This is a genomic window from Actinomadura sp. GTD37 (assembly GCF_041951365.1).
Classification (GTDB): Bacteria; Actinomycetota; Actinomycetes; order Streptosporangiales; family Streptosporangiaceae; genus Spirillospora.
In genome coordinates, this window is the sequence record NZ_JBGNUS010000001.1 from 938,923 (window position 1) to 965,778 (window position 26,856).

Sequence of the window (26,856 nt, forward strand, 5' to 3'; positions counted from 1 at the left end):
GGGCCGGAGGTCATTCGCGGGAGAGGGCCCGGGTGGCGCCGGCGGCGACGGTCAGGCCGAGGACGAGGCCGGCGGCGACGATGAGGTTCGCTATCCACTGGTAGACGCCCTTGGGGGCGAACTCGACCTCCTGGCCGAGGCTGCCGATGGGCAGCAGCAGGTCGAGCGTGTAGAAGAACGGGTTGAAATGCGGCTTGTGGCCTCCGTCCAGGACGTCCGGCCGGTGGAGGGAGAAGACGATCGTGCCGAAGGCGAGGAGGCCGATGAGCCAGCTCGCGGCGCGGAACGGGCGGTAGCCGTAGCCGACCAGCGCGTCCTGCATCCAGCCGACGATCGTGCGGGGGACGCCCTGGGTGCGGCGGCGGTCGCGGGCCTTGGCGAGCAGGACGGAGCGGCCGTCGGCGTCCAGGCCGAGGGAGCGGTAGGTCTGGGCGAGGCGCTCGTAGGGCTGCGGGGCGTAGCCGTCGGTGTCGCGGCGCAGCCAGGCGAGGCGTTCCCGGGCGCTGAGGGGCGGTTCGAGGGTCTCGTACTGGAGGCCGTCGAGCTGGAGGCGTTCCGGCCAGGACGCGGCGTCGTCGCGGAGCAGGTTGATGCGCGCGTAGGAGAGGTCGGCGGTGCCCTTGATCGGCTCGGCGGTGCGCAGCAGCAGTTCCTCGGCCTGGACGCGCTGCAGGCTGAGGGCCGTCCCGGTGTCGTGGCGCAGCCGGGCGTCGCGCAGGCTGAGCTGTCCGGTGACGCGGGCGCCGGAGAAGCTGACGGCGCCGACGGCGGTGAAGCCGTCCGAGCAGTAGACGTCGGTCTCGACGGCGAGGTCGTCGGCGTTGAGGGCGGTGCGCTGCGGCGCGGACAGGGTCGCGCCGACGAAGGAGAGGTAGCCGCCGACGCGGGCGCCGCGGAGCCGGATCTCGCCCTCGGCGGTGAACCCGCCGTCGCAGAACACGTTCGCGGCCACGTCCAGGCGGCTGGCGTACAGGGCGACGCCGGACGGGTTGTAGAGCCGCGCGCCCCGGAAGATCAGCTGCCCGCCGATGCGGGCGCCGGGCAGCCGGACCTCGCCGTTGGCGATGAACCCCTGGTCGCAGTAGACGTTCGCCTCGACGGCGAGGCGGTCGGCGAGCAGCGCGTCCCCGCCCGGGTTGGTCAGCTGGACGCCCGACATGTTCAGGATGCCGGTGATGTTCGCGCCGTCCAGCCACAGGCCGCCGTTGATCCGGCTGCCCTCCAGCCACAGGTGGCCGTCCACCCGGGTGCCGGACGCGACGAGGCCGGGCAGCCGGCAGCGCATCAGGTGGACGCTGGTCATGGTCGCCCAGTACAGGTGCGGCGACTCGTCGAACGAGCAGCCGGTGAGCGCCAGCGGGACGGTGACCTCCGCGTGCCCGAGGTTCAGCGACCCGGTGATGCGGGCGCCGGCGAGCCGGACGGCGGCGACCTGCCCCGGCTCGGGCTCGACCGCGCCGACGAGGAGCGCGACGAGGACCTCGGCCCTGACGATGCGGTCGTGTCCCCACCGGTCGGACTGCCCGGTGTCGTCGAACGCCGGGTCGCCCGTCGACAGGTCGACGGATTCGCCCTTCGGGAAGGCCTTCCAGAGGCGGCGCTCCGAAGGGGTCAGATCGTCGATGTTCATCGGCAGGCTCCGGGGGGTGCGGTCGGCTCGTGATGGGTCATGGTGCCGTACGCTTCAGATCGTAAGGAAAAGCGCAGATCAGTGGAGGGGGCGGTCGTGGCGCGTGTCGTCGTGGACGTCATGCTCAAGCCGGAGATCCTCGACCCGCAGGGCCAGGCGATCGCCAGGAAGCTGCCGCAGATGGGTTTCGACGGCATCGTCGCAGTCCGGCAGGGCAAGCGGTTCGAAGTCGAGCTGGAGGGCGACGCCGACGAGGCGGCCCTGGAGCGGGTCGGCAAGATCGCCGAGACGCTGCTGGCCAATCCGGTGATCGAGAACTACGAAGTGCGCGTTCTCTGACCGGTATCGGACGCGCCGGTCCGGTGTTCGCCGGAAATGGCGCGGAATACTGTTCGGTATCCGGACGGGACCGGTTCGTTCCCGGCGTTCCGCAGGTCCGCGAGATTTCCGTGAAAGACCCGTGAGTACCGCGATTACGGAGTATTCGGCCGGGGAATTGTTAGCTGCGTCGAGTCGTCGAGCACGCTCCGGGGCCGGGGGAACGGTCGTTGAACCGGGGGCATGACACGAGGTGTCCGGGTGGATATGAGGTTCTCGCTGGCGCTGCCGCGCGAGGCGCTGAGCATCCCGGTGATCCGGCGGGTGGTGGGGGACGCGCTGCGCGGGCTCGGCGTGTCCGACGACTGCGTCGACGACGTCCTGGTCGCCACCTCCGAGGCGTGCACGAACGTCGTCCTGCACGCCCGCGCGACCGGGGAGTACGAGGTGACCGGGCACGTGGACGACGGCGTGTGCATGCTCAAGATCAAGGACTCAGGCCGCGGGCCGCGGCCGGCCCCGCAGGACCGGGGCGTATTGAGCGAGTCCGGGCGCGGGCTTAAAATCATGCGGGCGCTGGTGGACGACCTGGACATCGACTCCTCGCCCGACAGGGGCACCGTCGTTCACCTGCGAAAGCGCCTGACCTGGCGCGACGGGGCGCTGATAGGCCGCCTCGACGCCCGGCTCATGCCCAACGCCGGGTAGATTAGGACGCGCGCGGGGGGTATGCGACGCGCAGCGGGGTGATCGGCGGAGGAGATCCCGACCGTCCCGGCCGCACCTCATTTCGGAGGAACAAGACGATGGACGCTGCCCGGGTTGGGATCATCACCTTCCCAGGTTCACTGGACGACAAGGACGCCGCACGCGCCGTCCGGCTGTCCGGCGCCGAGCCGGTCGTGCTCTGGCACGGTGACCACGACCTGCGGGGCGTCGACGCCGTCGTCCTGCCAGGCGGGTTCTCCTATGGGGACTACCTGCGGGCCGGGGCGATCGCCCGGTTCGCGCCGCTGATGACGGAGCTGGTGGCCGCCGCGGCCGCGGGGCTGCCCGTCCTCGGCATCTGCAACGGCTTCCAGGTGCTGTGCGAGTCGCACCTGCTGCCGGGCGCGCTGCTGCCGAACGCCGGCCTGCACTTCGTCTGCCGCGACCAGCGGCTGCGGGTCGAGAACGCCGGCACCGCGTGGACCGGCGAGTACAGCGAGGGCCAGGAACTGGTGATCCCGATCAAGAACCGGGACGGCCGCTACACCGCCGACCGGGAGACCCTGATCGAACTGGCCGACACCGGCCGGATCGTCGCCCGTTACGTCGACCTGAACCCGAACGGCTCCCTCGACGACATCGCCGGCATCTGCAACGAGGCCGGCAACGTGGTGGGGCTCATGCCCCACCCCGAGCATGCCGTGGAGTCGCTGACCGGTCCGTCCACCGACGGGCTCGGTTTCTTCACCTCTGTCGTCAAGAGACTGGTCAACGCATGAGTGAGCAACGGCCCCACGCTTCCGGACGAGCCACCCGGGACTCCTCGGACGAGCCGTCGATGGAGTGGCTCGGGGAGCTCAAGTCCGACGCGGACGACCCCGAGCTCCAGCCCGTCAACCCGGCGGTGACCCAGGGCTTCAAGGCCATCATCGAGGAGGACCGGCACGCCGTCCAGGCAGGTCGGCCCGCGCCGCAGGACCCCGCCGTCCAGGCCTCTCCCGGGCCGTTCACGGGGCCCATGCCGGTGCTGGACGGCGAGCAGCCGCCCCCGCCCTCGGACCCCCTCGACGGGCCGGGCCAGGAGTTCGCCCGCGCCCTCGAGGAGGAGCGCGCCGCCGGCGACCCGACGTCCACCGTCGTCGACCCGGCGCTCGCGGACCCCTCGCTCACCATGCCCGACGCGAACGGGTTCGCCGCGCCCCGCCCGCCCGCGGAGCCCGGCGCGTCCGGCACCGGCCCGCAGCCCGCCGTGGGCTCCGGCACCGGCCCGCAGCCCGCCGTGGGTTCCGGCACCGGCCCGCAGCCTGCCGTGGGTTCCGGTACGGGGCCTCAGCCGACCGTGGGTTCCGGCACCGGGCCTCAGCCTGCCGTTGGCACGGGTACGGGGCCGCAGCCTCTCATCGACCTCGAATCCGGCCCGCTGGCCCGTTCCGAGGGCCCTGGCACGGGCCCGCAGGCCGCCGTCCGTCCGGGTAGCGGCCCGCAGCCCGTCATCGACTTGAACTCCGGCCCGCTGGCGCGTCCTGAAGGCCCCGGTACGGGCCCCCAGCCCGCCGTGGGTTCCGGCACGGGTCCGCAGCCCGCCGTGGGCTCCGGCACCGGCCCGCAGCCCGTCGTGGGTTCCGGCACCGGGCCGCAGCCCGCGGTCGGCTCGGGCACCGGCCCGCAGCCCGCGGTCGGTCCCGGCACGGGCCCGCAGCCGGTCGTCAGCATGAACACCGGTTCGCTGGTGCCCGTCCGCGCCGAAGGCCCGGGAACGGGTCCGCAGCCTCGCATCGGCCACGGGACGGGCCCGCAGCCCGCCGTGGGCCGGGGAACGGGTCCGCAGCCCGCGCTCGGCCGGGGCACCGGCCCGCAGCCGAGGGTCGGGTCGGGGACGGGCCCGCAGCCGTCCATCGGGCGGGGGACCGGCCCACTGCCCGCGATCGAGGGCGCCGCCCCGGTCGACCCCGGCACGGACACCGTCGCCGTCGCCGCCGCGACCCCCGAGCGTCCGCAGCCCCACGTCGAGCTGGGGATGAACGACGAGGAGTACCGGCGCGTCCGGCACATCCTGGGGCGCCGCCCCACGTCGGCGGAGCTGGCGATCTACTCGGTCATGTGGAGCGAGCACTGCTCCTACAAGAGCTCCAAGGTGCACCTGCGCCAGTTCGGCGACAAGGCCCCGAAGACCGACAAGCTCCTAGTCGGCATGGGCGAGAACGCCGGTGTCGTGGACATCGGCCAGGGTTGGGCGGTCACCTTCAAGGTCGAGTCGCACAACCACCCCTCGTACGTGGAGCCGTACCAGGGCGCCGCGACCGGTGTCGGCGGCATTGTGCGCGACATCATGTCGATGGGCGCCCGTCCCATCGCCGTCATGGACTCGCTCCGTTTCGGCCCGGCGGAAGCCCCCGACACCCAGCGCGTCCTGCCCGGTGTGGTGGCCGGCGTGGGCGGTTACGGGAACTCGCTCGGCCTGCCCAACATCGGCGGCGAGACCGTCTTCGACGCCTGCTACGAGCAGAACCCGCTCGTGAACGCGCTGTGCGTCGGCGTGATGAAGCACGGCGACATCAAGCGCGCCGTGGCCCCCGGCCCCGGCAACAAGGTGATCCTGTTCGGCGCCCTGACCGGCCCGGACGGCATCGGCGGCGCGTCCGTCCTGGCCTCGGCGACGTTCGACGAGGAATCGCACCAGAAGCGGCCGTCGGTCCAGGTGGGCGACCCGTTCATGGAGAAGCTGCTCATCGAGTGCTGCCTGGAGCTGTTCCGCGAGGACCTCGTGGTCGGCATCCAGGACCTCGGCGCCGCGGGCGTGTCCTGCGCGACGACGGAGCTGGCCGCGGCCGGCACCGGCGGCATGCACGTCGACCTCGACGCCGTCCCGCTGCGCGACGCGACGCTCCGCCCCGAGGAGATCCTCATGAGCGAGTCGCAGGAGCGCATGATGGCGGTCGTCTCGCCCGACAAGGTCGAGCGCTTCATGGAGATCTGCGGCCGCTGGGAGATCCCGGCGACGGTGATCGGCGAGGTCACCGACACGCGCCGGCTGGTCATGACGTGGCGCGGCGAGACGATCGTTGACATCCCGCCGGTCACGGCCGCCGACGAGGGCCCGGTCTACAACCGCCCGCTGGAGCCGCCGCACGATCTCGGCGCCCTGCAGGCGGACACGCCGGGGCGGCTCACGCGTCCGTCCAACGGCGACGAGCTGCGCCGGACGGTCCTGTGGCTGACCGGGTCCCCGAACCTCGCCAGCAAGACGTGGGTGACGTCCCAGTACGACCGGTACGTCCTGGGCAACACCGTCATGGCCATGCCCGAGAACGCAGGCGTGGTGCGCATCGACGACGAGTCGGGGCTCGGCATCGCGCTGTCCCTGGACGGCAACGGCCGCTACACGCGCCTCGACCCGTACTCGGGCGCGCAACTCGCGCTGTCGGAGGCGTACCGCAACGTCGCCGCCACCGGCGCGCGGCCCCTGGCCGTCACCAACTGCCTCAACTTCGGCTCCCCGGAGGACCCGGGCGTCATGTGGCAGTTCGCGCGCGCCGTCGAGGGCCTCGCGGACGGCTGCCAGTACCTGGGCATCCCGGTCACCGGCGGCAACGTCAGCTTCTACAACCAGACGGGCGACACCCCGATCAACCCGACACCGGTGATCGGCGTCCTGGGCGTCCACGACGACGTCCGCCGCCGGGTGAACATGTCGCTGACCAGTGACGGAGCCACGATCGCGCTGCTCGGCGAGACGCGCGAGGAGTTCGGCGGCTCGGAATGGGCGCACGTCGTCTACAACCACCTGGGCGGCCTGCCGCCGCTGGTCGACCTGAAGGCCGAGGCGGCGCTGGCGTCGGTGATGGTCGCCGCCATCCGCGACGGCCTGGTCACGGCCGCCCACGACCTGTCGGACGGCGGCCTGTCGCAGACCCTCGTGGAGTCGTGCCTGCGCGGCGGCCTCGGCGCCCGCATCACCCTCCCGGGCGACCCGTTCGTGTCGCTGTTCAGCGAGTCGGTGGCGCGCGCCGTGCTGGTGGTCCGTCCGGGCGCCGAGGCGCGCCTGGCGGCCCTGTGCGAGTCCGCGGGCGTCCCGGTCACCCAGATCGGGGTGGCGGGCGGCGACGCCCTCCACGTGACCGGACGCGGCCCGGACGGCGACCAGCAGGAGCTGTTCAGCATCGGCCTCTCCGAACTCCGCGAGGCCCACGAACGCCAGCTCCCCAGCTACGCCGACTGATCGACACGCAGCCGAAAGGGGGCGCCCCATCCCGGGGGCGCCCCCTTTCGCGCGCTGATAAGGCGCTCCGCGGCGGCGAGGACATTTGGCCCGACATCGGCCCGACCGGACGGGGATCGACTTAAGCCTGGTCGGCGTGGAGCAGAAGTTCGGCGATCCCCTGCACGCGAGAGCGGGTGATGCCCGTGCGCTGCTCGACGGTCAGACTAGAAGACCGAGATGTGGACGTGGTCGTAGTGGTTGGCGGTTACGCCGCCTCGGTTCTCCATGGCGCGCCAGCCGGGGCTGCGCATGTCGTAGATGCGCTGGCGCCAGATGACGTACTTGATGCCGAGGGCGCTCGCGTGTGAGATGGCGTACTGGGCGGCGCGGTCGCCCTGGGCCTGGGCGCTGCCCGAGGCCATCACGCCGCCGGTCGTGACCATGAAGTCGCAGGCGTGGCCGGAGCCGTGGTCCTGCGGGTCGCCGGTGAGGCGGACGCAGCCGATCGTGGGGAAGGGGCCCGTCTCCAGGTCGATGGTGTTCTTGACCTTGAGCATGCGGGGTGTGACGCCGCCCATGCCGATGCTGGGCGACTCGGGCTTGTACTTCTTGACGAGCTGCTGGATCTGGCCCTTGCGGTTCCGCAGATCCTTGATCTCCTTCTTCAGCTCCGTCATCTTCTGCTGGGCCTTCTTGCGGGCCGCGAGCTGGTCGTTGACGAGCTTCTGGATCTGCGCGACCTTCGCGGCCTTGTTCTGCGCGATGTGGCTCACCAGGGTGGCGTTGCTGAGCAGCTCGCTCGGGTCGGCGTCGGCCAGGAACGTGACGGTGGGGTCCTCCCCGCCGGTCATGTACTGGGTCGCGGCGAGCTGGGCGACGAGGTCGCGGGCCTCGATGAGGTCCTTCTGCAGGTCGTTGGACTTGCTCAGCGCCTTCTGCGCGGCGTACTGGGCGTCCTTCAGCTTGGCGAGGTCGCCGCCGTACTCCTTGTCGAGCTTCTCGATCTGGCGGTTCAGCTTGGCGAACTTGGCGCTGTCGCCCGGGTCCATGGGGGCGGACACGGGCGGCGCCGCGCTGGCGGACGGCGTCGCGGTGCCGATCAGCGGCAGAACCGCGGCGATGGCCACGAGAGCCGCGGCGGCGCGTCGGCCACCTCGCCGGCGCGCGGTGGGCCGACAAGTGGAGGCGGGGGTCTCCACGTGTTCTCCTCTCCTCATGGCCGTAGGTACGGACGTCCGGTGGCCCGAAGGTCAATGAAAGCTAAAGAACCGTCGGCCCCGCCAAGGGTAGACCCCTGGATCCGGTGGGACGGCGTGGTACGTGAGAAGCCCGGCTCCCTTCCTGGGGAGCCGGGCCATCTTACGTGACAGGTCTCACATCGTGCCCTTGTAGACGAGCCGGTTCGCCTGCGAGCGCAGCCGCTTGAGGCTGTGCGTGGAGTTGTCGTTCAGCCACTTCTGCACCGTCGGGAAGGTGGCCGTCTTGTGCGTGGACAGGTACAGCGCCGCGACACCGCTCACGTACGGGGCCGCCATGGACGTCCCGCTGAGCCCCTTCTGGCCGCCGCCGGGCCAGGTGGAGTAGATGCCGTAGCCGGGGGCGTTGATGTCGATGCACTTGCCCCAGTTGGAGAACGCCGCGCGGTTGTCGTACTTGGTGGTCGCGCCGACCGTCATGACCCAGCCCGCGCCGGACGGCGAGAAGTTGCAGGCGTCCTTGTTGTCGTTGCCGGCGGCCACGGACACGAACACACCGGACTTCGACAGGTTCATCACGGCCGTGTTCACCGCCGTGGACTTCGGCCCGCCGACCGACAGGTTCGCGACGGCCGGCTTGGCGGCGTTGGTGCGGAGCCACTGGGCGGCGCCCACGATGTCCGACATGTAGCCGTAGCCCTCGCAGTCGAGGACGCGGAGCGCCCGCAGCTTCACGGACTTGGCCGCGCCGTAGGTCTTGGAGCCGATGATGCCCGCGACGTGGGTTCCGTGGCCGTTGCAGTCGTTGCCGTCGCCGCCGAACTGGGGCGCCGTCCAGGCGACGGAGGCGCGGCCCCCGAAGTCCGGGTGCGTGACGTCGATGCCGGTGTCGATGACGTAGGCGTTGACGCCGCTTCCGGACGATTTGTAGTAGTAGCTCTTGGAGAGCGTCTTGGATCGCTGGTCGATCCGGTCGAGGCCCCAGGGCAGCGGGGCGCGCTGGGTCGTGTTGGTCTTGACGACCTGGTCCTGCTCGATCGCGGCGACGCGGCCGTCGTGGCGCAGCTTGTCCAGCTGGTCGCCGGTCAGCTTGGCCGCGAAGCCGTTCAGCACGCCGTCGAAGCGCTTGACTCCGGCCGCGCCGGCCTTCTTGGCGGCGGAGTCGGTGGACGCTCCGGGCTTCAGCGTGACGATGTACTGGCCGGGCACGGGGGTGCCCTGCGCCGCGGTCACCTGGACAAGGGACGCGGAGTCGGCGAGCACGGGGAGCGTCGCGGCGGCGCCGAGGCACGTCGCGACCGCGCCGGCGAGCAGCAGCCTTCGGTGGACAGCCCGCAAGGCCTCTCCTTCTGCCGGGGGTCCGCGCGCGGCGGGCCCCGTCACAAGATCGATGATTTCGATCGAGGGAGACCTTAGCGGAACTGTCCTGATATGAGGGGATGAATTGGGCGTACTGCCCAGATGTGGCTATCGGTCAGCCGCGGGCGAGGCGGCCTCCGTAGCCGAGCTTCGTCCCGGGCCGGCTCCACGTGTACTGGAGCGTGCCGTCCGGCTGCCGGGTGATCTCGGCCATTCCGCTCGTGCAGGGCTTGCCAATGGCGAGGTTCATCTTCAGCGCGCTCTCGGTGCCCCGGGTCAGCGTCAGCGTGCCGGTGCACTTCTCGCGCGGATATATCGCCTGCGCGGTGGTGCCACCTGCCTCGAACGTGACCTCCACCGGGAAGGACACGTTGCGGTTGGTGTTGACCAGGGTTCCCTTCCAGGTCCCCGCGAAGGAGGCGGGGATCGTCGTCACCGGACGGTTGTTCGACGCCTGTGTGCTGTCCGGGGGCGCCCCGTTGTCGTCCTTGAGTTGCGGCCACAACACCAGCGCGATGATGGCGATACCGACGCCGACGCCGATGAACAGTGACAGTGCGACGCCGAGCACGTGGTTGCCTGGGCGCCGCATCCGCGCGATGGAGGACAGCGGTGAGGAACTCCGGCCGCCGTCGTCCCGGTCACGGGTGAGCCCAGGGATGAGGTGCGGTTCGGTGGTGTTCGGATGGTCGTGCATGTCGACCGCGTCGAACGTGGCCGTCGGGTCGGGGGCGACTGCTTCGAACCTCGCGGTCTGGTCCGCTTCGACGGGGCCGTCCCGCCGGTCGGCGCCGACCGCCCCCACAGCGCCGAAGGTCGTGGTCGCCTCGAAGGCCGCCGGGTCCAGGTCGACCGCGAGCGGCTCAGGTGCCGGGGCGGGTGCGGGCTCGGGCTCGCGGCGCGTCCGGCGGGTGCGCGAGAGCTTCCCGAGGAGCGGGATGGACGGCGACGCGCCCTCCTGCGGCGGCCCTAGGGGGCCCGACGTCGGCGGCGGTACAGGCGGTGCGGCCGGGACGGGGCCGGGCATGGGAACGTGCCCCGATGGACGCCCTGGGGCGCCCATAGGAGGACGCGAGGGCGGCACCATCGGCGGGACGTTCGGCTGGGCGGTCCGTCCCGAGGCCAGAGCGCGCCCCTCCTCCACCATCGAAGGGGGCATGCGGCCGGGCAGCGGGCTGCCGGGGGCCAGAAGCCGTTCAAGAACCTGCGGAGCCGTAGGACGCTCCGCCGGATTCTTGGCCAAAGCGCTCGCCAGGATCTCGCGGATGGAATCGGGTACCCCCGACAGGTCCGGCTCGTCGTAGACGATGCGCTGCATCACTTCGTGGGGCGAACCCACCCCGAACGGCGGCTCCCCGGTGGCGGCGAACAGAAGGGTCGACGCCCAGGCGAACACGTCGGCGGCGGGGCCGATGCCCATTCCGCTCAGCTGCTCCGGGGCCTTGTAGGACGGGTTCTCGGTGATGTGGCCGGTGAACGCGACGTTCACCGCCTCCAGCGCGCGCACGATGCCGAAGTCGCTCATCCTGGGCCCGTCCCGTCCCAGCAGGACGTTTCCGGGCTTCAGATTGTGATGAAGCGCACCCGCCCGGTGGACGGCCGCGAGAGCGACCGCCATGCCGACCGCCAGCCGCTCGACGACGGCGGCGCCGCGCGGGCCCTCCTCGTCGACGAGCTGCTGGAGGGACGGCCCGTCCACCCACTCGTTCACCACGTAGGGACGGTCTCCGTCCACGTCGGCGGCCAGGATCGCCGCCGTGCTGAACCCGGACACCCTCCGGGCGGCGGAGAACGCGCCGGTGAACCGCGACCTGGCCACGGGCTCGCCGCTGAGCCGCACGTGGAGGACCTTCACGGCGACGTCGCCGCCGGACGGGTCCCTGCCGAGGAAGACGGCGCCCTGCTCGCCGACGCCGAGCCGGCCCGTGATCTCGAACGAGCCGAGTCTCCGCGGGTCACCCGGCTGCAGGGGCAGCGCCTCGGGCATCTGACGAACCTCCGTGTCCTCCGGGGACGGCGTCCCCGGCTCCCCGTTCCGCTCACTCCCCATGCCTGCTCCGGGGTCCTTTTTACCGCCTCCGCGACATGGCGGCCGACCGGGTAACTTCATTCGCGATGCCGCGAACTCCGCTTTCTCTCGCTGTCCTGAACGAGCAGCGCGCCGCGCTCGGCCTGCCGCCCGTCACCGGCCCGGACGAGCCCGTCGCGCTGCGTCGCGCGGCCCTGGACACCGTCCTCGCCGCGGCCGGGGCGGGAGGCGCCGAACCGTCCCGGCCGGTGGTCAAGGGGGCGGTGCGGTTCCTGCTCGACCGGCTGGCCGAGCTGGCCCCCGGTCGTTCGGTGGAGGTCCGGGTCCCTCCGCACGCCGCCGTTCAGTGCATCGACGGCCCGCACCATACCCGTGGAACACCACCGAATGTGGTCGAGATGGACGCGCCGACCTGGATCGCGCTGGCCACGGGGGGGTTGGCCTGGGCGGACGCGGTGGCGGACGGACGGGTCCGCGCCAGCGGCGCGCGCGCAGATCTGTCGGGATATCTTCCCCTGCCCATCGACTGAGCGGCCGCCGTGCGGGAGTATCCGCCTTGCTGGAGGTGATCCCGTGCTGATCGCGCATTGGACGTTCGACGTCGACACCGTGGAGGGCCGCAGGGTCGCGGACGCGACCGGCGCCGGTCCGGCCGCCGAACTGGACGAGACGGCGGGGATCGTCCCCGGCCGCGAGGGGGAGGCGCTGTCGCTCAGCGGGCACGACCGGGCCGTGATCCCCGCCGCGCCCCAGCTCGTCCTGAGCCAGGTGTTCGGGTTCAGCCTGGCGTTCTTCGTCCAGGTCACCGAGGCGCCGACCGGCGAGTGGCGCAGCCTCGTCTACAAGCCGGTCGCCGAGAACGACGCGCGCGGCCTCGGCCTATGGCTGTATCCGGACGCGATGAGGCTGCGGGTCCAGTTGTTCACCGTCAAGGGCCCGGACTACGTCGACAGCCGCACCAGGCTGTCGGTGGGGGAATGGACCCATGTCGCCTTCGTCGTGAACCCGCAGGGGATGGTCCTCTACATCGACGGCCGGCCGGACGTGACCGTCCCGCTGGAACACCCCGTCGTCACACCGGCCGGACCCATCTACCTGGGCAGAGAGCCCACCAAGCCCGGGTTCGGCGGCCTCCTGGAGGACTTCCGCGTGTACGCCTCGGCGCTCAACGAGGAAGCCGTCCGAGCCCTGTCGGACTGAGACCGGCCGACTGACCTTTCGCCTGGGCGAAGGGGAACTCGCGTTCCACACACGCCTGGCGTGACGGCTCGTCCGGGTACCGCGCCTCGTCCCCGCACTGCGCGGCCTTGCTGAGCAACCAGAAAAGTGATCCCGCGCCTATGAGGAGGGCCAGGGCGGAACAGGTGACGCCCACGATGGCGGGTCGCCGGTCGGGGTCGCGCCGGACGAGGGAGACCGTCCCCAAGGCGAGGCCGACGAGCGCGGGGACCATGCCCGCCAGGCAGAGCACGAGACCCGCCAGCCCGGCGATTCCGAGCACCTGCGAGGCCCGCGCCATCCCGCTCTTCCGGGGCGGGGCGGGCGGCGCGTAGGTCTGGTAGCCGGGCAGTGTCATGGTCCCTCCACGTGTCCGTCCTCAGATTCCCCCGGACCGCGTGATGCCCGTGGTTCAGGGGGGTAAAGGTCCGTTAAGACATGCCACCGATCGGAGCAGGTGAACCGGGCATCTAGACTGGCGAGCGTGCCTCTCCGTGACGGACGTCTGAGCCACGACATCGACCCCTCCGACCGTGCTCCGCAGGATGCCTGCGGTGTGTTCGGCGTCTGGGTCCCTGCCGACCAGGCGTCACGGGCCGAGGTGAGCAAGCTCACCTACTACGGCCTCTACGCCCTGCAGCACCGCGGCCAGGAGTCGGCGGGAATCGCCGTCAGTGACGGATCCCGCATCGTCGTCTTCAAGGACATGGGCCTCGTCGCCCAGGTCTTCGACGAATCGGTCCTGAACACCCTCCGCGGCCACATCGCCGTCGGCCACTGCCGCTACTCCACGACCGGATCGCCCACGTGGGAGAACGCGCAGCCCACGTTCCGGTCGACGGACGCGGGCGGGCTCGCCCTCGTCCACAACGGCAACCTGATCAACACCCTGGAGCTCGCCGCCAAGCTGGAACCCGGCGTGCTGACCGCCACGACCGACACCGAGGTCCTGACGGCGCTGCTCGCCCACCAGACCGAGGGCGGCCCCATGGCGGCGGCGCGGGAGATCCTCCCGGCCACGCGCGGCGCGTACTCCCTCGTCTTCATGGACGAGGACACCCTGTACGCCGCCCGCGACCCCGAGGGCGTCCGCCCGCTCGTGCTCGGCGAGCTGGAGGCCGGCGGCTGGGTGGTCGCCTCCGAGACGGCCGGGCTCGACATCGTCGGCGCGCGCTTCGTCCGGGAGATCGAGCCGGGCGAGATGGTCGCGATCGACGGCGAGGGCGTCCGGTCCGAGCGGTTCGCCGAGCCGCGGCCCAAGGGCTGCCTGTTCGAGTACGTCTACCTGGCGCGGCCCGACACGACGATCGCCGGGCGCAGCGTCCAGGCCACCCGCGTCGAGGTGGGCCGCCGGCTGGCCCGCGAGCACCCCGTCGAGGCCGACATGGTCATCCCGACGCCCGAGTCGGGCACCCCGGCCGCGATCGGCTACGCGGAGGCGTCCGGCATCCCCTACGGCCAGGGCCTGGTGAAGAACTCCTACGTCGGGCGGACGTTCATCCAGCCGTCCCAGACGATCCGGCAGCTCGGCATCCGGCTCAAGCTGAACCCGCTGCGCGAGGCGATCGAGGGCAAGCGGCTCGTCGTCGTGGACGACTCGATCGTGCGCGGCAACACCCAGCGGGCGATCGTCGGGATGCTGCGGGACGCGGGCGCCGCCGAGGTGCACGTGCGCATCTCCAGCCCGCCCGTCTCCTGGCCCTGCTTCTACGGCATCGACTTCGCGACCCGCGCCGAGCTGATCGCCGGGAACCTGTCCGTGGAGGGCATCCGCGACTCCATCGGCGCCGACTCGCTCGGTTTCATCTCCCTGGACGAGCTCATCTCCGCCTCGCACATCGCCAAGGACAACCTGTGCCGGGCGTGCTTCGACGGCATCTACCCCATCCCGGTGGAGCAGGACGCCAGCGGCAAGCATCTGCTCGAGGTCGGCAGGTGACGTCCTACGAGGCCGCCGGTGTCGACATCGCGGCGGGTGAGCGCGCGGTAGAGCTGATGAAGTCCCGGGTGGCCCGTTCACGGCGACCTGAGGTCGTCGACGACGTCAGCGGGTTCGCGGGCCTTTTCGACGCCTCCGCGTTCCTGAAGTACAAGCGCCCCCTGCTCGCGACGTCCACGGACGGTGTCGGCACCAAGGTCGACCTGGCGCGGCGCCTCGGCGTCTACGACACGATCGGGCACGACCTGGTCGGCATGGTCATCGACGACCTCGCCGTGTGCGGGGCCGAGCCGCTGTTCATGACCGACTACATCGCCTGCGGGAAGGTCGTCCCGGAACGGGTCGCCGACATCGTCGGCGGCATCGCGGACGCCTGCGCCCTGGCCGGATGCGCCCTCGTCGGCGGCGAGACCGCCGAACACCCCGGCCTCCTGGAGGCGGACGAGTTCGACCTCGCGGGTGCGGGGACGGGCGTCGTCGAGGCCGACGAGATCCTCGGCCCGGACCGCGTCCGGGTGGGGGACGTGGTCCTCGCGATGGCCTCGTCCGGCATCCACTCGAACGGGTACTCGCTCGTCCGGCACATCCTCGCCACGACGGACCTGACCCTGGAGGGCACGCCCGCCGAACTCGGCCGTCCGCTGGGTGAGGAACTTCTCGCCCCGACGCGCATCTACGCCAGGGACTGCCTGGCGCTGATCCAGGCCGGCGGGGTGCGCGCCTTCGCGCACATCACGGGCGGCGGCCTGGCGGCCAACCTGGCGCGCTCCCTGCCCCCGGCGGTGGACGCGGTGCTGGACCGCTCGTCCTGGGAGGCGCCTGCCCTGTTCCGCGTCCTGCAAGAGCATGGCGGCGTGCCGCAGGCCGAGATGGACAAGACGTTCAACCTGGGCGTCGGGATGGCCGCGATCGTCAGCCCGGACGCGGCCGACGCGGCGCTCCGCCTGCTGTCCTCCCGCGGCGTGCCCGCCTGGACGCTCGGCGAGATCACCGCGGGTACCGGCAAGGCCACCCTCGTCTAACTCACACGCACAAGGGACTCGCCCAACCAACTCACACGCCTGACTCACGTGTGCGACCCGCACGCCGAAGCGTGCGCCTGACCACACCGGCCGGGGAACCGACGCCGGACATGCCGTGTGCAGGGCTGAGAGGCGCGGTGAGCGTCTCTCAGCCCCCATGCGTCACACGGGAAGTGCGAGCCGCCGAAGGTGCCTCAGAGGCTCTCTCGGCGGCTGCCGGAAACCATGACCCACACACCCCCATGAGGGAAAACCGCCGCGAACATGCAGAAGTCACGACAAACGCCACTGCCCGTGGGGGCAGTGGCGTGCTGTCAGCCGATCAACCGGAGGTGCCGTCCTTGCGGGGCTCCGTACCGTAGTCATCGGCGTAGTCGGCGTACTTCTCGGCGAGCTCGTCATACGAGTCGTCACCGGAGTCCGGGACTCCCAGTTCGTCCTTCAGGCGGTCGAGGTCCGTGTTGCCGGTGTTGTACTTGAGCTGCCGGGCAACCTTCACCTGCTTGGCCTTGGCTCGGCCGCGACCCATTGGCTCGACCCCCTCGATGGTCAGGGCTTTCGTGGGCCCATCAACGCGCGCGTGTACCACACGAACCGGTGCCTGATGAGCCATGCGTCAGTCACGGGTACAACCGTACCCGTTTTGCGCCTGGCTCGGTACATCGACGGTACGTGGCGGCGCCCCTGTTGCGGATAACAACAGTGTATCCCGTGGTCACGAGTACGTGCCAAGGCCGCCGTGGGACGGTCGTACAGTGCCCCACGGCGGCCCTTACAACGGTCTTGCAACGGTCTAAACAGGTCTAGGAAGCGCGCTGCCCGGATCGTCCCAGCCGGTCCATCTCATCCATCTCGTCCGTTTCGTCCGGACTCGGCAGTTCCGATCTCAGAGGAGGATCCCCCGAAGCCTGCCGATCTCGGACATCCGGCGCTCCGCGAGCCGGTCCGCGGCCACGGCGGGCGGGACGCCATCGTCGGCGGCCAGCGCGAAGATCTTCCGGGTGGTGTCGTAGATGCCGGAGGCGCGGGCCTTGGCGCGGTCGAAGTTGAAGCCCTCGATCTCGTCCGCGACCTGGATCACGCCGCCGGAGTTCACGACATAGTCGGGCGCGTACAGGACGCCCCGGTCGGCGAGGCTCTTCTCCACGCCCGTGTGGGCGAGCTGGTTGTTCGCCGCGCCGCACACGACCTTGGCCTGGAGCACGGGCACGCTGTCGTCGTTGAGGGAGCCGCCGAGCGCGCACGGCGCGTACACGTCGATGTCCGCGCGGACCATCGCGTCGGCATCTGCGACGACCTCCACCTCGGGGTGCAGCGACCGGACCCGGTCGATCGCGACCTCGTTAACGTCGCAGATGACCACGTCCGCGCCGTCTTCACGGAGGTGCTCCACCAGCCGGTGGCCGACCTTCCCCACGCCTTCTACCCCGACCCGCTTGCCGCGCAGGGTGGGCGTGCCCCACACGGTCTCGGCGGCGGCGCGCATGCCCTGGAACACGCCGAACGCCGTGAGGATGGAGGAGTCGCCCGCACCGCCGTGCGCGATCGTCCGTCCGGTGACGAAGCGGCACTCCCGCGCCACGATGTCCATGTCCTCGCTGTACGTGCCGACGTCGCACGCCGTGTAGTAGCGGCCGTTCAGCGACTGGACGAAGCGTCCGTACGCCCGCAGCATCGCCTCGGACTTGTCGATGGCGGGATCGCCGATGATGACGGCCTTGCCGCCGCCGAGGTCGAGGCCGGCCAGGGCGTTCTTGTAGGCCATGCCCCGGGACAGGTTCAGCACATCGGCGAGCGCCTCCTCCTCGGTGCCGTAGGGGAAGAAGCGGGTTCCTCCCAGGGACGGGCCGAGCGCGGTGGAGTAGACGGCGATGATGGCGCGCAGGCCACTGGCTTCGTCCTGGCAGAAGACGACCTGCTCGTGTCGGGGTTCGGTGCCCTTGTGGGGCGCCCCGAAGACATTAGGCACGGTAGTGCCCTCCTCTCTGTCTCCAGATCAGACTAGGGCGCGGGATGGTCCACGTCCGCCCTGATCTCGTGCCACGATGCGGTGGTGCTTCCGTACGCCGCGTACCTACGGGTTTATGAACCGGTGACCGCGTTCCCGGAGCCGGCGCGGACCCTGTGGACGGTCTACGCCGACTCCCGGCGGCGCCCGCGGCGGATCCACGCGCTCGACGTGGAACACCGCGAGGCCGCGCTCAGGCTGACCGGCACGCCGCCGGAGGTCGCCCCGGAGCGGGAGAGCAGGGACGCCTACGTCCGGCGCCTGGACGACATGATCTACGTGTGCCCGTGGGGGACGCGGCTGCGCTCCTGGCTGGCCTTCGAACGGTTCAGGAACGAGCACGCCGCCGGCGTCGCGGCCGCGTTCGTCCCGCCGCCGGTGGCGGAGCGCGCGATGAGCGACTTCGAGCGGTGGAAGCACGCCGGCCGGCCGCTGCGCCCGCACATCCTGACGAGCACCTGGCACGTCCCGCTGGACTGGTTCGTGCCGTTCGCGCGCGGCGAGCGGTGCCTGATGCTCGGCACGCCCGGGACCGGGTACCGCACGTCCGACGAAGCGGCGGAGGAACTCGCGGGCCACGGCCCCGCGACGGCCGCGCCCGCGCGGACCCTCAGCTACGTCACGTCGATGGGGGAGGCGCGCCGCCGGGTGGCGGCGGCGCTCCCGGTGGTGCGCGAGAACCTCGGCGACGGGACGCGCGAGGTCTACCTCCTGTCGGCCGGACGGCTGGAGACGCTCGCCCGGTGGCTGGGCGGGTTCCACGCGCGCGCCCTGGTCGAACTCGACTACGGCGGGCTCGTCCACCTGCTGGACGACCGGACCCTGCGCGCGGACGAGTCGGTGGCCGAGATGACCGTCGCGCTGACCGGGATGGAGCGCGGCGAGGTCGAGTTGACGGTGGCGATGTACAAGCGGCTCCTGGCCCGCTGGCGGCCCGTCCGGGCGCTCGAGGCGGCGAACTAAAACAAATTTCCCGAATCCGCGCGCGATACGACTATACGTATCGCTAGAATCACGCAGCGTGACCCAGTTGCTCTCGCTCAGGTGCGGCACCCCGCGGCCGCGGGGATGTTTGCACGCAACTACCGCCAGGAACTTGCTTGTTGCGCTGAGTGGTGGCAAGGTTACACGTTGTGATGTCATAGTGGCTCTTTCGGGCCATAGGGGACATCAGTGACCACGCGAGGATCAATCGCAGGATCGCTGTCATCGGTCCACGGAGGAGAGGCCGCAAACATGTCAGCACGTACGCCAGAGGCCGAGCCCCTGCTGACGCCGGCGGAGGTGGCGACGATGTTCCGCGTCGACCCCAAGACCGTCACGCGGTGGGCGAAGGCGGGGAAGCTCACGTCCATCCGGACGCTCGGGGGGCACCGCCGCTACCGCGAGGCGGAGGTGCGGGCGCTGCTCGCCGGCATCCCGCAGCAGCGCTCGGAATAACGCGCACGGCACTACGAGGGGGGACGGCCGGGAGGCCGCTGGCCGATCTCGCACGCGAGGTCCGGTTCAGAGGTCTCCTGGACGAACGGCCGGGACCACGGTCATCCGAGAACCGTGCGTCCCGAGCCGATCACCGTTCGGCCGGTGTCCCGCCCGCGAACACGCGGGCGGGATTCTGGCCTGCACAGAATTTCGGACACCCTAGACTCATCCGTCCACAACCGGACACCGGCCACGACAGCCACGGGAGCCACGGTGCTCCCGGCGGCTACTTGCTCATCTCCTCTTGGGAGAGGCGGTCGAACAGGGCGCCGGTGCCGGGGTCGTGCCGTCCGGCCGCCTGCATGATGACCACCAGCTGGTCGACGAGCAGGCGCTCCAGGTCGGCGCGGGCCACGTCCCGGTTCTCCAGCCAGTCCAGGCCGGCGGTCTCCACGATCGCCATCCAGCAGCGCAGCGTGATGCGCAGGATCGGCGGCGGGGCCTCCACGTCCAGCGAGTGCAGGATCCGGTCCAGCAGGAGCCGGCGGATGCCGTCGACGATCTCGCCCGCCTCGCCCGACCGGTCCGCCGGGCCGCCGCGCAGCAGCGCCGTGTAGCCGGCCGCGTGGGTCTCCACGAAGTCGAAGTACCGCTTCAGGGAGATGTGCAGGCGTTCGAGGGGCTTGCCCTCGGTGGGCGGTTCGAGCAGCACCGACAGCTTCTTCGCCGCGCTGCCGAGCGCCGCGATGTACAGCTCGTACTTGCCGCCGAAGTAGTGGTAGACGAGCGCGCGCGACGCGCCCGCGGCGGCGGCGACGTCGTCGATCGAGATGTCCTCGGGCGATCGGGTGCTGAACAGCTGCAGCGCCGCATCGATCAGCTCGTCCCGCCGCTCGTCCACGCTGAGCCTGCGACGGCCCCGTCCGCCGCCCTGCCGGCCTCGGGCCTTGCCGCCGGCCACCGCACGATCTCCCACCTGGGCAGCGTATCCGAGCCGGACGCGCGGGCGTCCCCGCCGACCGCGGACGGGGCGGGCTTTTTCACCGGGTCGTGATCGGCCGCGGACACGGCTGTGATCCGGAACACCACAGCCCTGAACCACCATTGGCGTATGCCCGTTACTCCCTGTTGCGACGATATGGGGGGAAGGCGCGGCATCATGGCATCTCCTCCCGAGCGGAGGACGGCGCGCCGGTCCCCTGACGGCGCGTCGTCGCGGCAGGTCCTGCAGGTCCCCCCGGACGGAGTGCCATGTCAGCTGATGAACCGAATCCCCCGTACGACAGGCGGGGAGAGGACGCGGTCCCCCGGCCGCGCAGCGGATCCTCTCCCGCCGCGCCCGACGAGGGGAGGTCGGTGCCCGCGCCGAAACCGACGATCCGCAACGTCGCGGAGCGCGCCGGCGTCTCCAAGTCGCTCGTCTCCCTGGTGATGCGGGGGTCGCCGCATGTGAGCGAGCGCCGGAGACAGGCCGTCCTGCAGGCCGCCCGGGAGCTCGGTTACCGGCCGAACGCCGTCGCGCGGAGCCTGGTCGAGGGCCGCACCCGGCTGATCGGCGCCATCGTCGCCGACCTGCACAACCCGTTCTTCGCCGAGTTCCTCGACGGGCTCCAGGAGAGCCTGCACGGCGAGGGACTGCGGATGCTCGTCGGCAGCGGCCGCTGGGACCCGCTGTTCGAGGCGGAGGCGGTCGAGGCGTTCCTGGAGATGCGGGTGGACGGGCTGGTGCTGCTCAGCGTCGTCCCCGAGTCGCTCAAGGAGGCGGCGGCCAGCGTCCCGGTGGTGGTCGTCGGCGAACGCGACGTCCACGGCGTGGACATCGTGGTGGACGACGACGAACTCGGCGCCAGCCTGGCCGTCGACCACCTCGTCGAACTCGGGCACCGCCGCATCGCGCACATCGAGGGGGCGCGCTCGACCACCGCGCGCTACCGCCGCGCCGGCTACGAGAAGGCGATGCACCGGCACGGGCTCGCCGCCGAGATCGTCGTCGAGCCCGGCGACTTCACCGAGGACGGCGGCTACCGCGCCGCCCGCTCCCTGCTGCGCCGCGACGCCCGGCCCACCGCGATCTTCGCTCCCAACGACCTGGTCGCGACCGGCGCCCTCTCGGCCGCCGACGAACTCGGCATGGGCGTCCCCGCCGACCTGTCGATCGTCGGGTACGACAACACCCACCTCGCCGCGATCCGGCACATCTCACTGACCAGCGTGGACCAGCCGCGCCGCGACATGGGACGCGTGGCCGCCGAGCTGCTCACCGCGCGCATCGGCGACCCGTCCCGGCACGCCCGGCAGAACCTGGTCGTCCCGCACCTCGTGGTGCGCTCGACGTCGGGGCCCGCTCCCGCCCCGTGACCGCCGCCCCCGGTGGCCCGAAGCTCGTCCCCCCGCCGCACTTCGCTCCCGTACATGCGCGCTCCCGCACTTGCGCGTCCCGGCCGGTGAGGCCGCGTCCGCGGCCGGTTATGGCCGGGGTAGGCGGACGGTCGATCGTCCCTGGAACCGGTGTGCGCCGGGTAAGGGGCTGGCCAAGCCTGCCGCATTCGCCAGCCTTCGGCCCGCCTCCGGGGGTTAATGGGGACTCACCGTCCGACGGGTGGACCCGGGCGGCCTCGGGTGAGGCCGCCCGGACGAGGCCCCGCCGGACACAGGGAAAGTCCACTGGAGGGTTCAGCCCGTGCGTGATCCGGAACTGGTGTCGTGCGCGCAGCGCGCGGCGAGTGAGTTGGAACGGGCCTGGTCGGAGTGGCGGCACTCGCGCGGCCTGGCCGAGCAGGTGTCGGAGTCGGTCGCCAGCTACGTGGCCCATTCGATCGACCACCCGTGGGGGCGGCCCCGCGTCGTCCTCGGCCTGGACGCCGACGAGGCCAGGGCCCTCGCCGCGCTGCTCGGCAAGGAGGACCCGCTCCGCTGATTTCCCGGACTTCGTTTGACGAACCTCCGCGGCCGTGCAGACTGTCAGGGTCCCGGTAACGAAGTCATTACGGAGGAATCGGCCTGTGCGCATCCATCGAGGCGGCTCGGCGGTCGTCGGTCTCGCGCTGTGCCTCGGCGCGCTCGCCGCGTGCGGCGACTCCTCCGATCCGGCCACCGGCCAGGCCGCGACTCCGCCGACGGCCCCGTCCGCGGAGAGCGCCCGCACGCCCGCGTCCGCGAAGGACGACGCCGCCTCGCTGGACGGCAAGGTCGTCGTCCTCGACCCCGGGCACAACGGCGGGAACGCCGACCACCCGACCGAGGTCAACAAGCAGGTCAAGATCGGCAACGGCAGCAAGGCGTGCGACACGACCGGCACCGAGACCAAGGCCGGCTACACCGAGCACGCCTTCACCTGGGACGTCTCCAACCGGCTCGCGAAACTGCTGCGCGCGCGCGGCGCCAAGGTCGCGCTGACCCGCAAGGACGACAAGGGCGTCGGCCCCTGTGTCACCGAACGCGCCGCCGTGGGCAACAAGCTCAAGGCCGACGCCGCCGTCTCCATCCACGCTGATGGGGCCTCCCCGTCCGGCCACGGATTCCACGTCATCGAGCCCGTCTCCATCGGCCGCAACGCCGACATGGTGTCCGGCTCCGCCCGGCTCGGCAAGGCCCTGCGCGACGCTTACCACAATGGCACCGGCATCCCGTACTCCAACTACCTGGGCGAGAAAGCCATCGACCGCCGCGACGATCTCGGCGGCCTCAACATGTCGACCGTCCCCAAGGTCTTCATCGAGTGCGGCAACATGCAGAACAAGGCCGACGCGGCGAAACTCTCCAGCGCCGCCTTCCGCCAGCGCATAGCCGAATCCCTGGCCAAGGGGTTCGAGGGGTACTTGAGCAGTTGACCGGGGCGCCCTCGGACCCGGGATGTCGCGTGACTCGTCCAAGCGGGTGACGTGATCGTCCGGGAGGATGGGCGGGTGAGTGGTCTTCTTCGGGTGCGCGAGTTGCTGGTCGGTAGCGGTTACACCGTTGCGGGGGTGCGGGAACTGCTCGGGGCGGTCGCCGGCGGGGCATTGGCGCGGGATGAGATCGTGCCGGCGCTGCGGGCCACGCGGGGCGGGTCGGCCGTCGAGGTGCTGACCCGGTTGTTCTGGTTGCAGGTGCCGGTTCCCGCGGACGCGATCGAGTCGGACGAATTGGCGGCGGCGGGGCTCGTCGAGACGTCCGGCGGGGAAATGCGGGCGCTGCTGCGAGTGGAGCCCGTCGAGGGTGTCGGCGGGGACGGACATGTCGGGTACGTCGTATCGGATCTGAAGGTGCGGCCGGGGTCGGGTGTTCCCGCGGGTGATCACGTGGTGGGGGCGGGCGGTGCGTCGGGCAATTTGGCGCGACTGGTTGTCCACAGGGCTGTGGATAACGTGCTCGATCTCGGGACGGGTTGCGGGGTCCAGGCCGTGCATCTGGCGGCGCGGAATCCGTCCGCGCGTATCGCGGCGACGGATGTCAATCCGCGGGCGCTGCGACTGGCGGCGATGAGCTTCGCGCTGTCCGGCGTGGACGGCGCGGAGCTTCTCGAAGGGTCCTTGCTGGAGCCCGTCCGCGGTCGGCGGTTCGATCTGATCGTGTCGAATCCGCCATTCGTCGTGGCGCCGGACGAGGGGCCCCGGTTCACTTACCGGGAGTCCGGGATGGCGGGCGACGACTTCTGCCGAACGCTTGTCGGGGAGGCCCCGAAGTATCTGAGCGACGGCGGATATTGCCAGCTCCTGGCCAATTGGCTGCACATCGGCGGCGTTCCGTGGGAGGAGCGCGTCGGCGCCTGGGCGGACGGGTGCGACGCCTGGATCGTCCAGCGGGACGTCCAGGATCCGGCGGAGTACGCCGAGCTGTGGCTGCGGGATTCCGGTGAGGCCGGGACGCCCGAGTACCGGGCCCGGTACGAGGAATGGCTCGACTACTTCGAGCGGCGGAACGTCGTCGGGGTCGGCTTCGGATGGATCACGTTGCGGCGGAGCGAGCGTCCGGTGGTCCGTGTGGAGGAGGTGCGGCACGCCGTCGAGGAACCGGTCGGCGCCTATGTGGAAGAGGTCCTGGACGGGCTCCGGAAGGGCGCAGAGTTTTCCACAGGCTGTGGACGAAGGCTGGCGGCGGTGGACGGGCTCGTCCAGGAACAGGTGGGCCCGCCCGGCGCCGAGGACCCGGAGCGGATCGTCCTGCGGCAGACCGGGCGCCTGCGCCGCGCCGCCGGGGTCGGCACGGTCGAGGCCGGCCTCGCCGGAGTGTGCGACGGCACCCTGCCCGTCGAACCGCTGCTCGACGCGATCGCCGAGCTGACGGCCATGGAACCGGAGCAGGTCCGTGCGCACGCCGACGTCGTCCTGCCGGAGCTGATCGCGGACGGCTTCTTCACCTGGACCGGACGACCGTCGCCATCGCCGCGCCCAGGTCGCGGTGCCGCGCGATGAGCACGGAGAACCCGATCGCCAGGTAGACGCCGGAGAGCACCAGCCGGGCGCTCTCGTCCGGCAGGACGAACTGCACGGCGAACAGCGCGAACAGCACCGCCGCCTCCCAGCGCCGGAAGACGAGGTCGACGAGGAGGGCGAGCCCGAGGACGGTCTGCGCGGCGGTCAGCAGCACCTCCTCGGTCTGCCGGGAGTCCAGCGGCAGCGACCAGTCGCCGCCGCCGATCCGGTAGGCGATGGGCAGGGTGCCGATCAGCAGCGTCCACTGGTTCACCTTGCTGGACAGCAGCGTCCCGATCGCGTCGGCGTCTCGCAGCCGCCACGCGAACATGACGGCGACGAGCAGTTCCGGCGCCTCGGACGCGAGCGGCGCCAGCCACTGCACCAGCAGGAACTCGTCGATGCCGAGCGACGCGCCCGCGTCCACCAGCGCGTCCGCGAACGGTTTCGCCGACGCGAACACGATGCCCGCGCCGAGCGCGAACCCGGCCGCGACCGCGGTCCGCCGCCGTCCCTTCGCCAGCGCGGCCAGGCGGGCGGGGACGCCGGTGAGCTGCTCGACGTCCGCGTCGCGGCGCCGCGAGATCCGCGCGAGGTAGAGGACGTACACGGCGATCAGCACGATCGCGAGATACCAGCCGATCTCGCCCGTGAGCGCCGGTACGAAGCCCAGGACGGCGGCGATCGCGAGGAAGCCGAGTTCCCTGCGGTGCCGAGGGGTCAGGCGGACGTCCCGCACGCCGGTCCCGGGCGCCGCGTGCCGTCCCCGGCCGCCGCCGGAACGTCCGGACGCGCGGCGTGCGGCGAGCGTGAACGCCAGCACCACCAGCGCCCACCCCACCCCGACGAGCAGCCGGTTCGCGCCCGTCATGTTGGCGGCCGCGTAGGCGGTGTACGCCGGTCTCGTCCCGGCGGCGTAGGCGTAGTAGAGGTCGACCGCGTACTCGGGCAGCACCGCGATGAGGGCGAGCAGCGCCAGCGCGAGCGCCCCGGACATGTCGGCGCGCGCCGTCTCCGCCGCCCACATGAGCAGGACCGCCGCCGCCAGCACCCCGGCGCCGAAGATCACCATGGCGGCCACCGCCGGCGGATGGAACCCGCCCGCCCGCGTCACGGCCGCGGGGAGCGCGAGGACGAGCGCCGCCGCGACCCGCACGAGCAGCGTCTCGCGCGCGATCGACTCGCCGGCCATACCCGCACCGTGCCCCGGGTCGTCCAGGCGATGCGGACGCGCGGCAACCAACGGGCAAAGCCGGAGGCGCGACCAACGGGCAAGGCCGGGGGCGCGACCACCGGGCAAAGCCGGGGCCGTGGTCGGCGCGCGGGCCGGGTCAGTCGCGGCGGCGGGCTTCGGCCAGGGTGCGGAAGGCGCTGGTGCGGAGGCGGCGGGAGAGGGCGCGGTTGACGCGGTGCGCCCAGAAGGGGCCGCCGTAGATCATGCCGGTGTAGCCCTGGACGAGGGTCGCGCCCGCGCGGACGCGTTCCCAGACGTCGTCGGCCGTCTCGACGCCGCCGACCGAGATGAGCGTGAGCCGTCCGCCGGTGCGGGCGCGGAGCCGGTGCAGGACGTCCAGCGACCGGTCCTTCAGCGGCGCCCCGGACAGCCCGCCGGTCTCCTTCACCAGGGCGGGCGGGCTGAGCAGGGCGTCCCGGCCGATGGTGGTGTTGGTCGCGATGATGCCGTCCAGGCCGAGGTCGAGGGCGAGGTCGGCGACCGCGTCGACGTCGTCGTCCGCCAGATCGGGGGCGATCTTGACCAGCAGCGGGACGCGGCGCGCCGACGCCCGGTCGGCGGCCTCGCGGACGGCCGCCAGCAGCGGGCGGAGATGCTCGACGGCCTGGAGGTCGCGGAGGCCGGGCGTGTTGGGCGAGCTGACGTTGACGACGAGGTAGTCGGCGTACGCGGCGAGCCGCTCGGCGCTCGCCACGTAGTCGGCCGCGGCCGACGCCTCCGGGACGGCCTTCGTCTTGCCGATGTTGACGCCGACGATCGTGCCGGGGCGGCGCTCGCGCAGCCGGCGGGCGGCGGCCTCGGAGCCCTCGTTGTTGAAGCCCATCCGGTTGATGACCGCCCGGTCGGGCGGGAGCCGGAACAGCCGGGGGCGCGGGTTGCCGGGCTGCGGGCGTCCCGTCACCGTCCCGATCTCGACGTGGCCGAACCCGAACGCGCCGAGCGCCTCGTAGGCGACGGCGTCCTTGTCGAATCCGGCGGCGAGGCCGAGCGGGCTCGGGAAGTCGAGCCCGAGCGCGTGCACGGCGAGCGCCGGGTCGCGCGGCGCGAGCAGCCGGCGCAGCAGCGCCGCCGCCCCGGGCACGGCCTGGATCCCGCGCAGCGCCCGCAATGTCAGGTGGTGGACGGTCTCCGCCGGGACGCGGCTGATGACCAGTGAGAACAGGAGTCGATACATCACCG

At 71.6% G+C, this 26,856-nt stretch carries 24 protein-coding genes; 14 read left to right on the forward strand and 10 right to left on the reverse strand.

Going from position 1 to position 26,856, the window contains the following annotated elements:
- Nucleotides 1-10: 10 nt before the first annotated feature.
- On the reverse strand, nucleotides 11-1,630 hold the full coding sequence (locus tag ACA511_RS04565; RefSeq protein WP_375022765.1) for a hypothetical protein: 1,620 nt from the start codon (nucleotides 1,628-1,630) through the stop codon (nucleotides 11-13).
- Between the two features lie 96 nt (nucleotides 1,631-1,726).
- On the opposite strand from ACA511_RS04565, the gene purS reads away from it, so the two are divergent.
- From purS to purL, 4 genes are all read left to right on the forward strand, one after another.
- A complete protein-coding gene (purS, locus tag ACA511_RS04570) occupies nucleotides 1,727-1,969 on the forward strand; it encodes a phosphoribosylformylglycinamidine synthase subunit PurS (RefSeq protein WP_375022766.1) in 243 nt (80 codons plus the stop codon).
- A 246-nt stretch (nucleotides 1,970-2,215) separates the two neighbouring features.
- The gene (locus ACA511_RS04575) at nucleotides 2,216-2,656 is read left to right on the forward strand and encodes an ATP-binding protein (RefSeq protein ID WP_375022767.1); all 441 of its coding nucleotides are present in this window, start codon (nucleotides 2,216-2,218) and stop codon (nucleotides 2,654-2,656) included.
- 98 nt (nucleotides 2,657-2,754) lie between these two features.
- Complete coding sequence (purQ, locus tag ACA511_RS04580) at nucleotides 2,755-3,435, forward strand: phosphoribosylformylglycinamidine synthase subunit PurQ (RefSeq protein WP_375022768.1); 681 nt, start codon at nucleotides 2,755-2,757, stop codon at nucleotides 3,433-3,435.
- A gap of 1,238 nt (nucleotides 3,436-4,673) precedes the next feature.
- A complete protein-coding gene (gene purL, locus ACA511_RS04585) occupies nucleotides 4,674-6,875 on the forward strand; it encodes a phosphoribosylformylglycinamidine synthase subunit PurL (RefSeq protein WP_375024680.1) in 2,202 nt (733 codons plus the stop codon).
- Nucleotides 6,876-7,081: 206 nt separating this feature from the next.
- Here purL and ACA511_RS04590 read toward each other — a convergent pair whose 3' ends face one another.
- From ACA511_RS04590 to ACA511_RS04600, 3 genes are all read right to left on the reverse strand, one after another.
- Nucleotides 7,082-7,984: a coiled-coil domain-containing protein gene (locus tag ACA511_RS04590; protein ID WP_375022769.1), complete on the reverse strand. Its 903-nt coding sequence runs from the start codon at nucleotides 7,982-7,984 to the stop codon at nucleotides 7,082-7,084.
- Nucleotides 7,985-8,230: 246 nt separating this feature from the next.
- Entirely contained in the window at nucleotides 8,231-9,391 is a 1,161-nt protein-coding gene (locus ACA511_RS04595; RefSeq protein WP_375022770.1) for a S8 family peptidase, read from the reverse strand.
- A 136-nt stretch (nucleotides 9,392-9,527) separates the two neighbouring features.
- On the reverse strand, nucleotides 9,528-11,462 hold the full coding sequence (locus ACA511_RS04600; protein WP_375022771.1) for a serine/threonine protein kinase: 1,935 nt from the start codon (nucleotides 11,460-11,462) through the stop codon (nucleotides 9,528-9,530).
- Between the two features lie 65 nt (nucleotides 11,463-11,527).
- Here ACA511_RS04600 and ACA511_RS04605 point away from each other — a divergent pair, with 65 nt between their 5' ends.
- Both ACA511_RS04605 and ACA511_RS04610 read left to right on the forward strand, forming a co-directional pair.
- The gene (locus tag ACA511_RS04605; RefSeq protein WP_375022772.1) at nucleotides 11,528-11,971 is read left to right on the forward strand and encodes a sterol carrier family protein; all 444 of its coding nucleotides are present in this window, start codon (nucleotides 11,528-11,530) and stop codon (nucleotides 11,969-11,971) included.
- A 43-nt stretch (nucleotides 11,972-12,014) separates the two neighbouring features.
- The gene (locus ACA511_RS04610) at nucleotides 12,015-12,641 is read left to right on the forward strand and encodes a LamG domain-containing protein (protein WP_375022773.1); all 627 of its coding nucleotides are present in this window, start codon (nucleotides 12,015-12,017) and stop codon (nucleotides 12,639-12,641) included.
- Here the strand turns inward: ACA511_RS04610 and ACA511_RS04615 are convergent.
- A complete protein-coding gene (locus tag ACA511_RS04615; RefSeq protein ID WP_375022774.1) occupies nucleotides 12,607-13,017 on the reverse strand; it encodes a hypothetical protein in 411 nt (136 codons plus the stop codon). The two genes, ACA511_RS04610 and ACA511_RS04615, sit on opposite strands and share 35 nt — an antisense overlap.
- 126 nt (nucleotides 13,018-13,143) lie before the next feature.
- On the opposite strand from ACA511_RS04615, the gene purF reads away from it, so the two are divergent.
- Together purF and purM are read left to right on the forward strand one after the other, a co-directional pair.
- Entirely contained in the window at nucleotides 13,144-14,598 is a 1,455-nt protein-coding gene (gene purF, locus ACA511_RS04620) for an amidophosphoribosyltransferase (protein WP_375022775.1), read from the forward strand.
- Nucleotides 14,595-15,620, forward strand: coding sequence for a phosphoribosylformylglycinamidine cyclo-ligase (gene purM / locus ACA511_RS04625; protein ID WP_375022776.1), 1,026 nt, complete (start codon nucleotides 14,595-14,597; stop codon nucleotides 15,618-15,620). Before purF ends, purM begins: the two co-directional genes overlap by 4 nt.
- Nucleotides 15,621-15,942: 322 nt before the next feature.
- Here purM and ACA511_RS04630 read toward each other — a convergent pair whose 3' ends face one another.
- Both ACA511_RS04630 and ACA511_RS04635 read right to left on the reverse strand, forming a co-directional pair.
- Nucleotides 15,943-16,149: a DUF3073 domain-containing protein gene (locus ACA511_RS04630; protein ID WP_176404772.1), complete on the reverse strand. Its 207-nt coding sequence runs from the start codon at nucleotides 16,147-16,149 to the stop codon at nucleotides 15,943-15,945.
- A gap of 357 nt (nucleotides 16,150-16,506) precedes the next feature.
- The gene (locus tag ACA511_RS04635; RefSeq protein WP_375022777.1) at nucleotides 16,507-17,589 is read right to left on the reverse strand and encodes a Leu/Phe/Val dehydrogenase; all 1,083 of its coding nucleotides are present in this window, start codon (nucleotides 17,587-17,589) and stop codon (nucleotides 16,507-16,509) included.
- A gap of 84 nt (nucleotides 17,590-17,673) precedes the next feature.
- Here ACA511_RS04635 and ACA511_RS04640 point away from each other — a divergent pair, with 84 nt between their 5' ends.
- Complete coding sequence (locus ACA511_RS04640; protein WP_375022778.1) at nucleotides 17,674-18,591, forward strand: hypothetical protein; 918 nt, start codon at nucleotides 17,674-17,676, stop codon at nucleotides 18,589-18,591.
- A gap of 273 nt (nucleotides 18,592-18,864) precedes the next feature.
- Nucleotides 18,865-19,068: a developmental transcriptional regulator BldC gene (gene bldC, locus ACA511_RS04645; protein WP_012850682.1), complete on the forward strand. Its 204-nt coding sequence runs from the start codon at nucleotides 18,865-18,867 to the stop codon at nucleotides 19,066-19,068.
- Between the two features lie 268 nt (nucleotides 19,069-19,336).
- Here the strand turns inward: bldC and ACA511_RS04650 are convergent, their stop codons facing one another.
- Nucleotides 19,337-20,026, reverse strand: a complete 690-nt coding sequence (locus ACA511_RS04650) for a TetR/AcrR family transcriptional regulator (RefSeq protein WP_375022779.1) — start codon at nucleotides 20,024-20,026, stop codon at nucleotides 19,337-19,339.
- A 380-nt stretch (nucleotides 20,027-20,406) separates the two neighbouring features.
- On the opposite strand from ACA511_RS04650, the gene ACA511_RS04655 reads away from it, so the two are divergent.
- From ACA511_RS04655 to ACA511_RS04670, 4 genes are all read left to right on the forward strand, one after another.
- On the forward strand, nucleotides 20,407-21,408 hold the full coding sequence (locus ACA511_RS04655; protein WP_375022780.1) for a LacI family DNA-binding transcriptional regulator: 1,002 nt from the start codon (nucleotides 20,407-20,409) through the stop codon (nucleotides 21,406-21,408).
- Nucleotides 21,409-21,730: 322 nt separating this feature from the next.
- The gene (locus ACA511_RS04660) at nucleotides 21,731-21,967 is read left to right on the forward strand and encodes a hypothetical protein (protein WP_375022782.1); all 237 of its coding nucleotides are present in this window, start codon (nucleotides 21,731-21,733) and stop codon (nucleotides 21,965-21,967) included.
- An 85-nt stretch (nucleotides 21,968-22,052) separates the two neighbouring features.
- Complete coding sequence (locus ACA511_RS04665; protein WP_375022783.1) at nucleotides 22,053-22,880, forward strand: N-acetylmuramoyl-L-alanine amidase; 828 nt, start codon at nucleotides 22,053-22,055, stop codon at nucleotides 22,878-22,880.
- Nucleotides 22,881-22,973: 93 nt separating this feature from the next.
- Nucleotides 22,974-24,443, forward strand: a complete 1,470-nt coding sequence (locus tag ACA511_RS04670; protein ID WP_375022784.1) for a methyltransferase — start codon at nucleotides 22,974-22,976, stop codon at nucleotides 24,441-24,443.
- Here the strand turns inward: ACA511_RS04670 and ACA511_RS04675 are convergent.
- Together ACA511_RS04675 and ACA511_RS04680 are read right to left on the reverse strand one after the other, a co-directional pair.
- Nucleotides 24,385-25,635 (reverse strand): sodium:proton exchanger, encoded by a 1,251-nt coding sequence (locus tag ACA511_RS04675; protein WP_375022785.1) that lies wholly within the window; start codon nucleotides 25,633-25,635, stop codon nucleotides 24,385-24,387. The genes ACA511_RS04670 and ACA511_RS04675 overlap by 59 nt on opposite strands.
- Nucleotides 25,636-25,774: 139 nt before the next feature.
- Nucleotides 25,775-26,851 carry a quinone-dependent dihydroorotate dehydrogenase gene (locus ACA511_RS04680; protein WP_375022786.1) on the reverse strand — a complete coding sequence of 359 codons (1,077 nt, stop codon included), beginning with the start codon at nucleotides 26,849-26,851 and terminating at the stop codon, nucleotides 25,775-25,777.
- Between the last annotated feature and the right edge of the window lie 5 nt (nucleotides 26,852-26,856).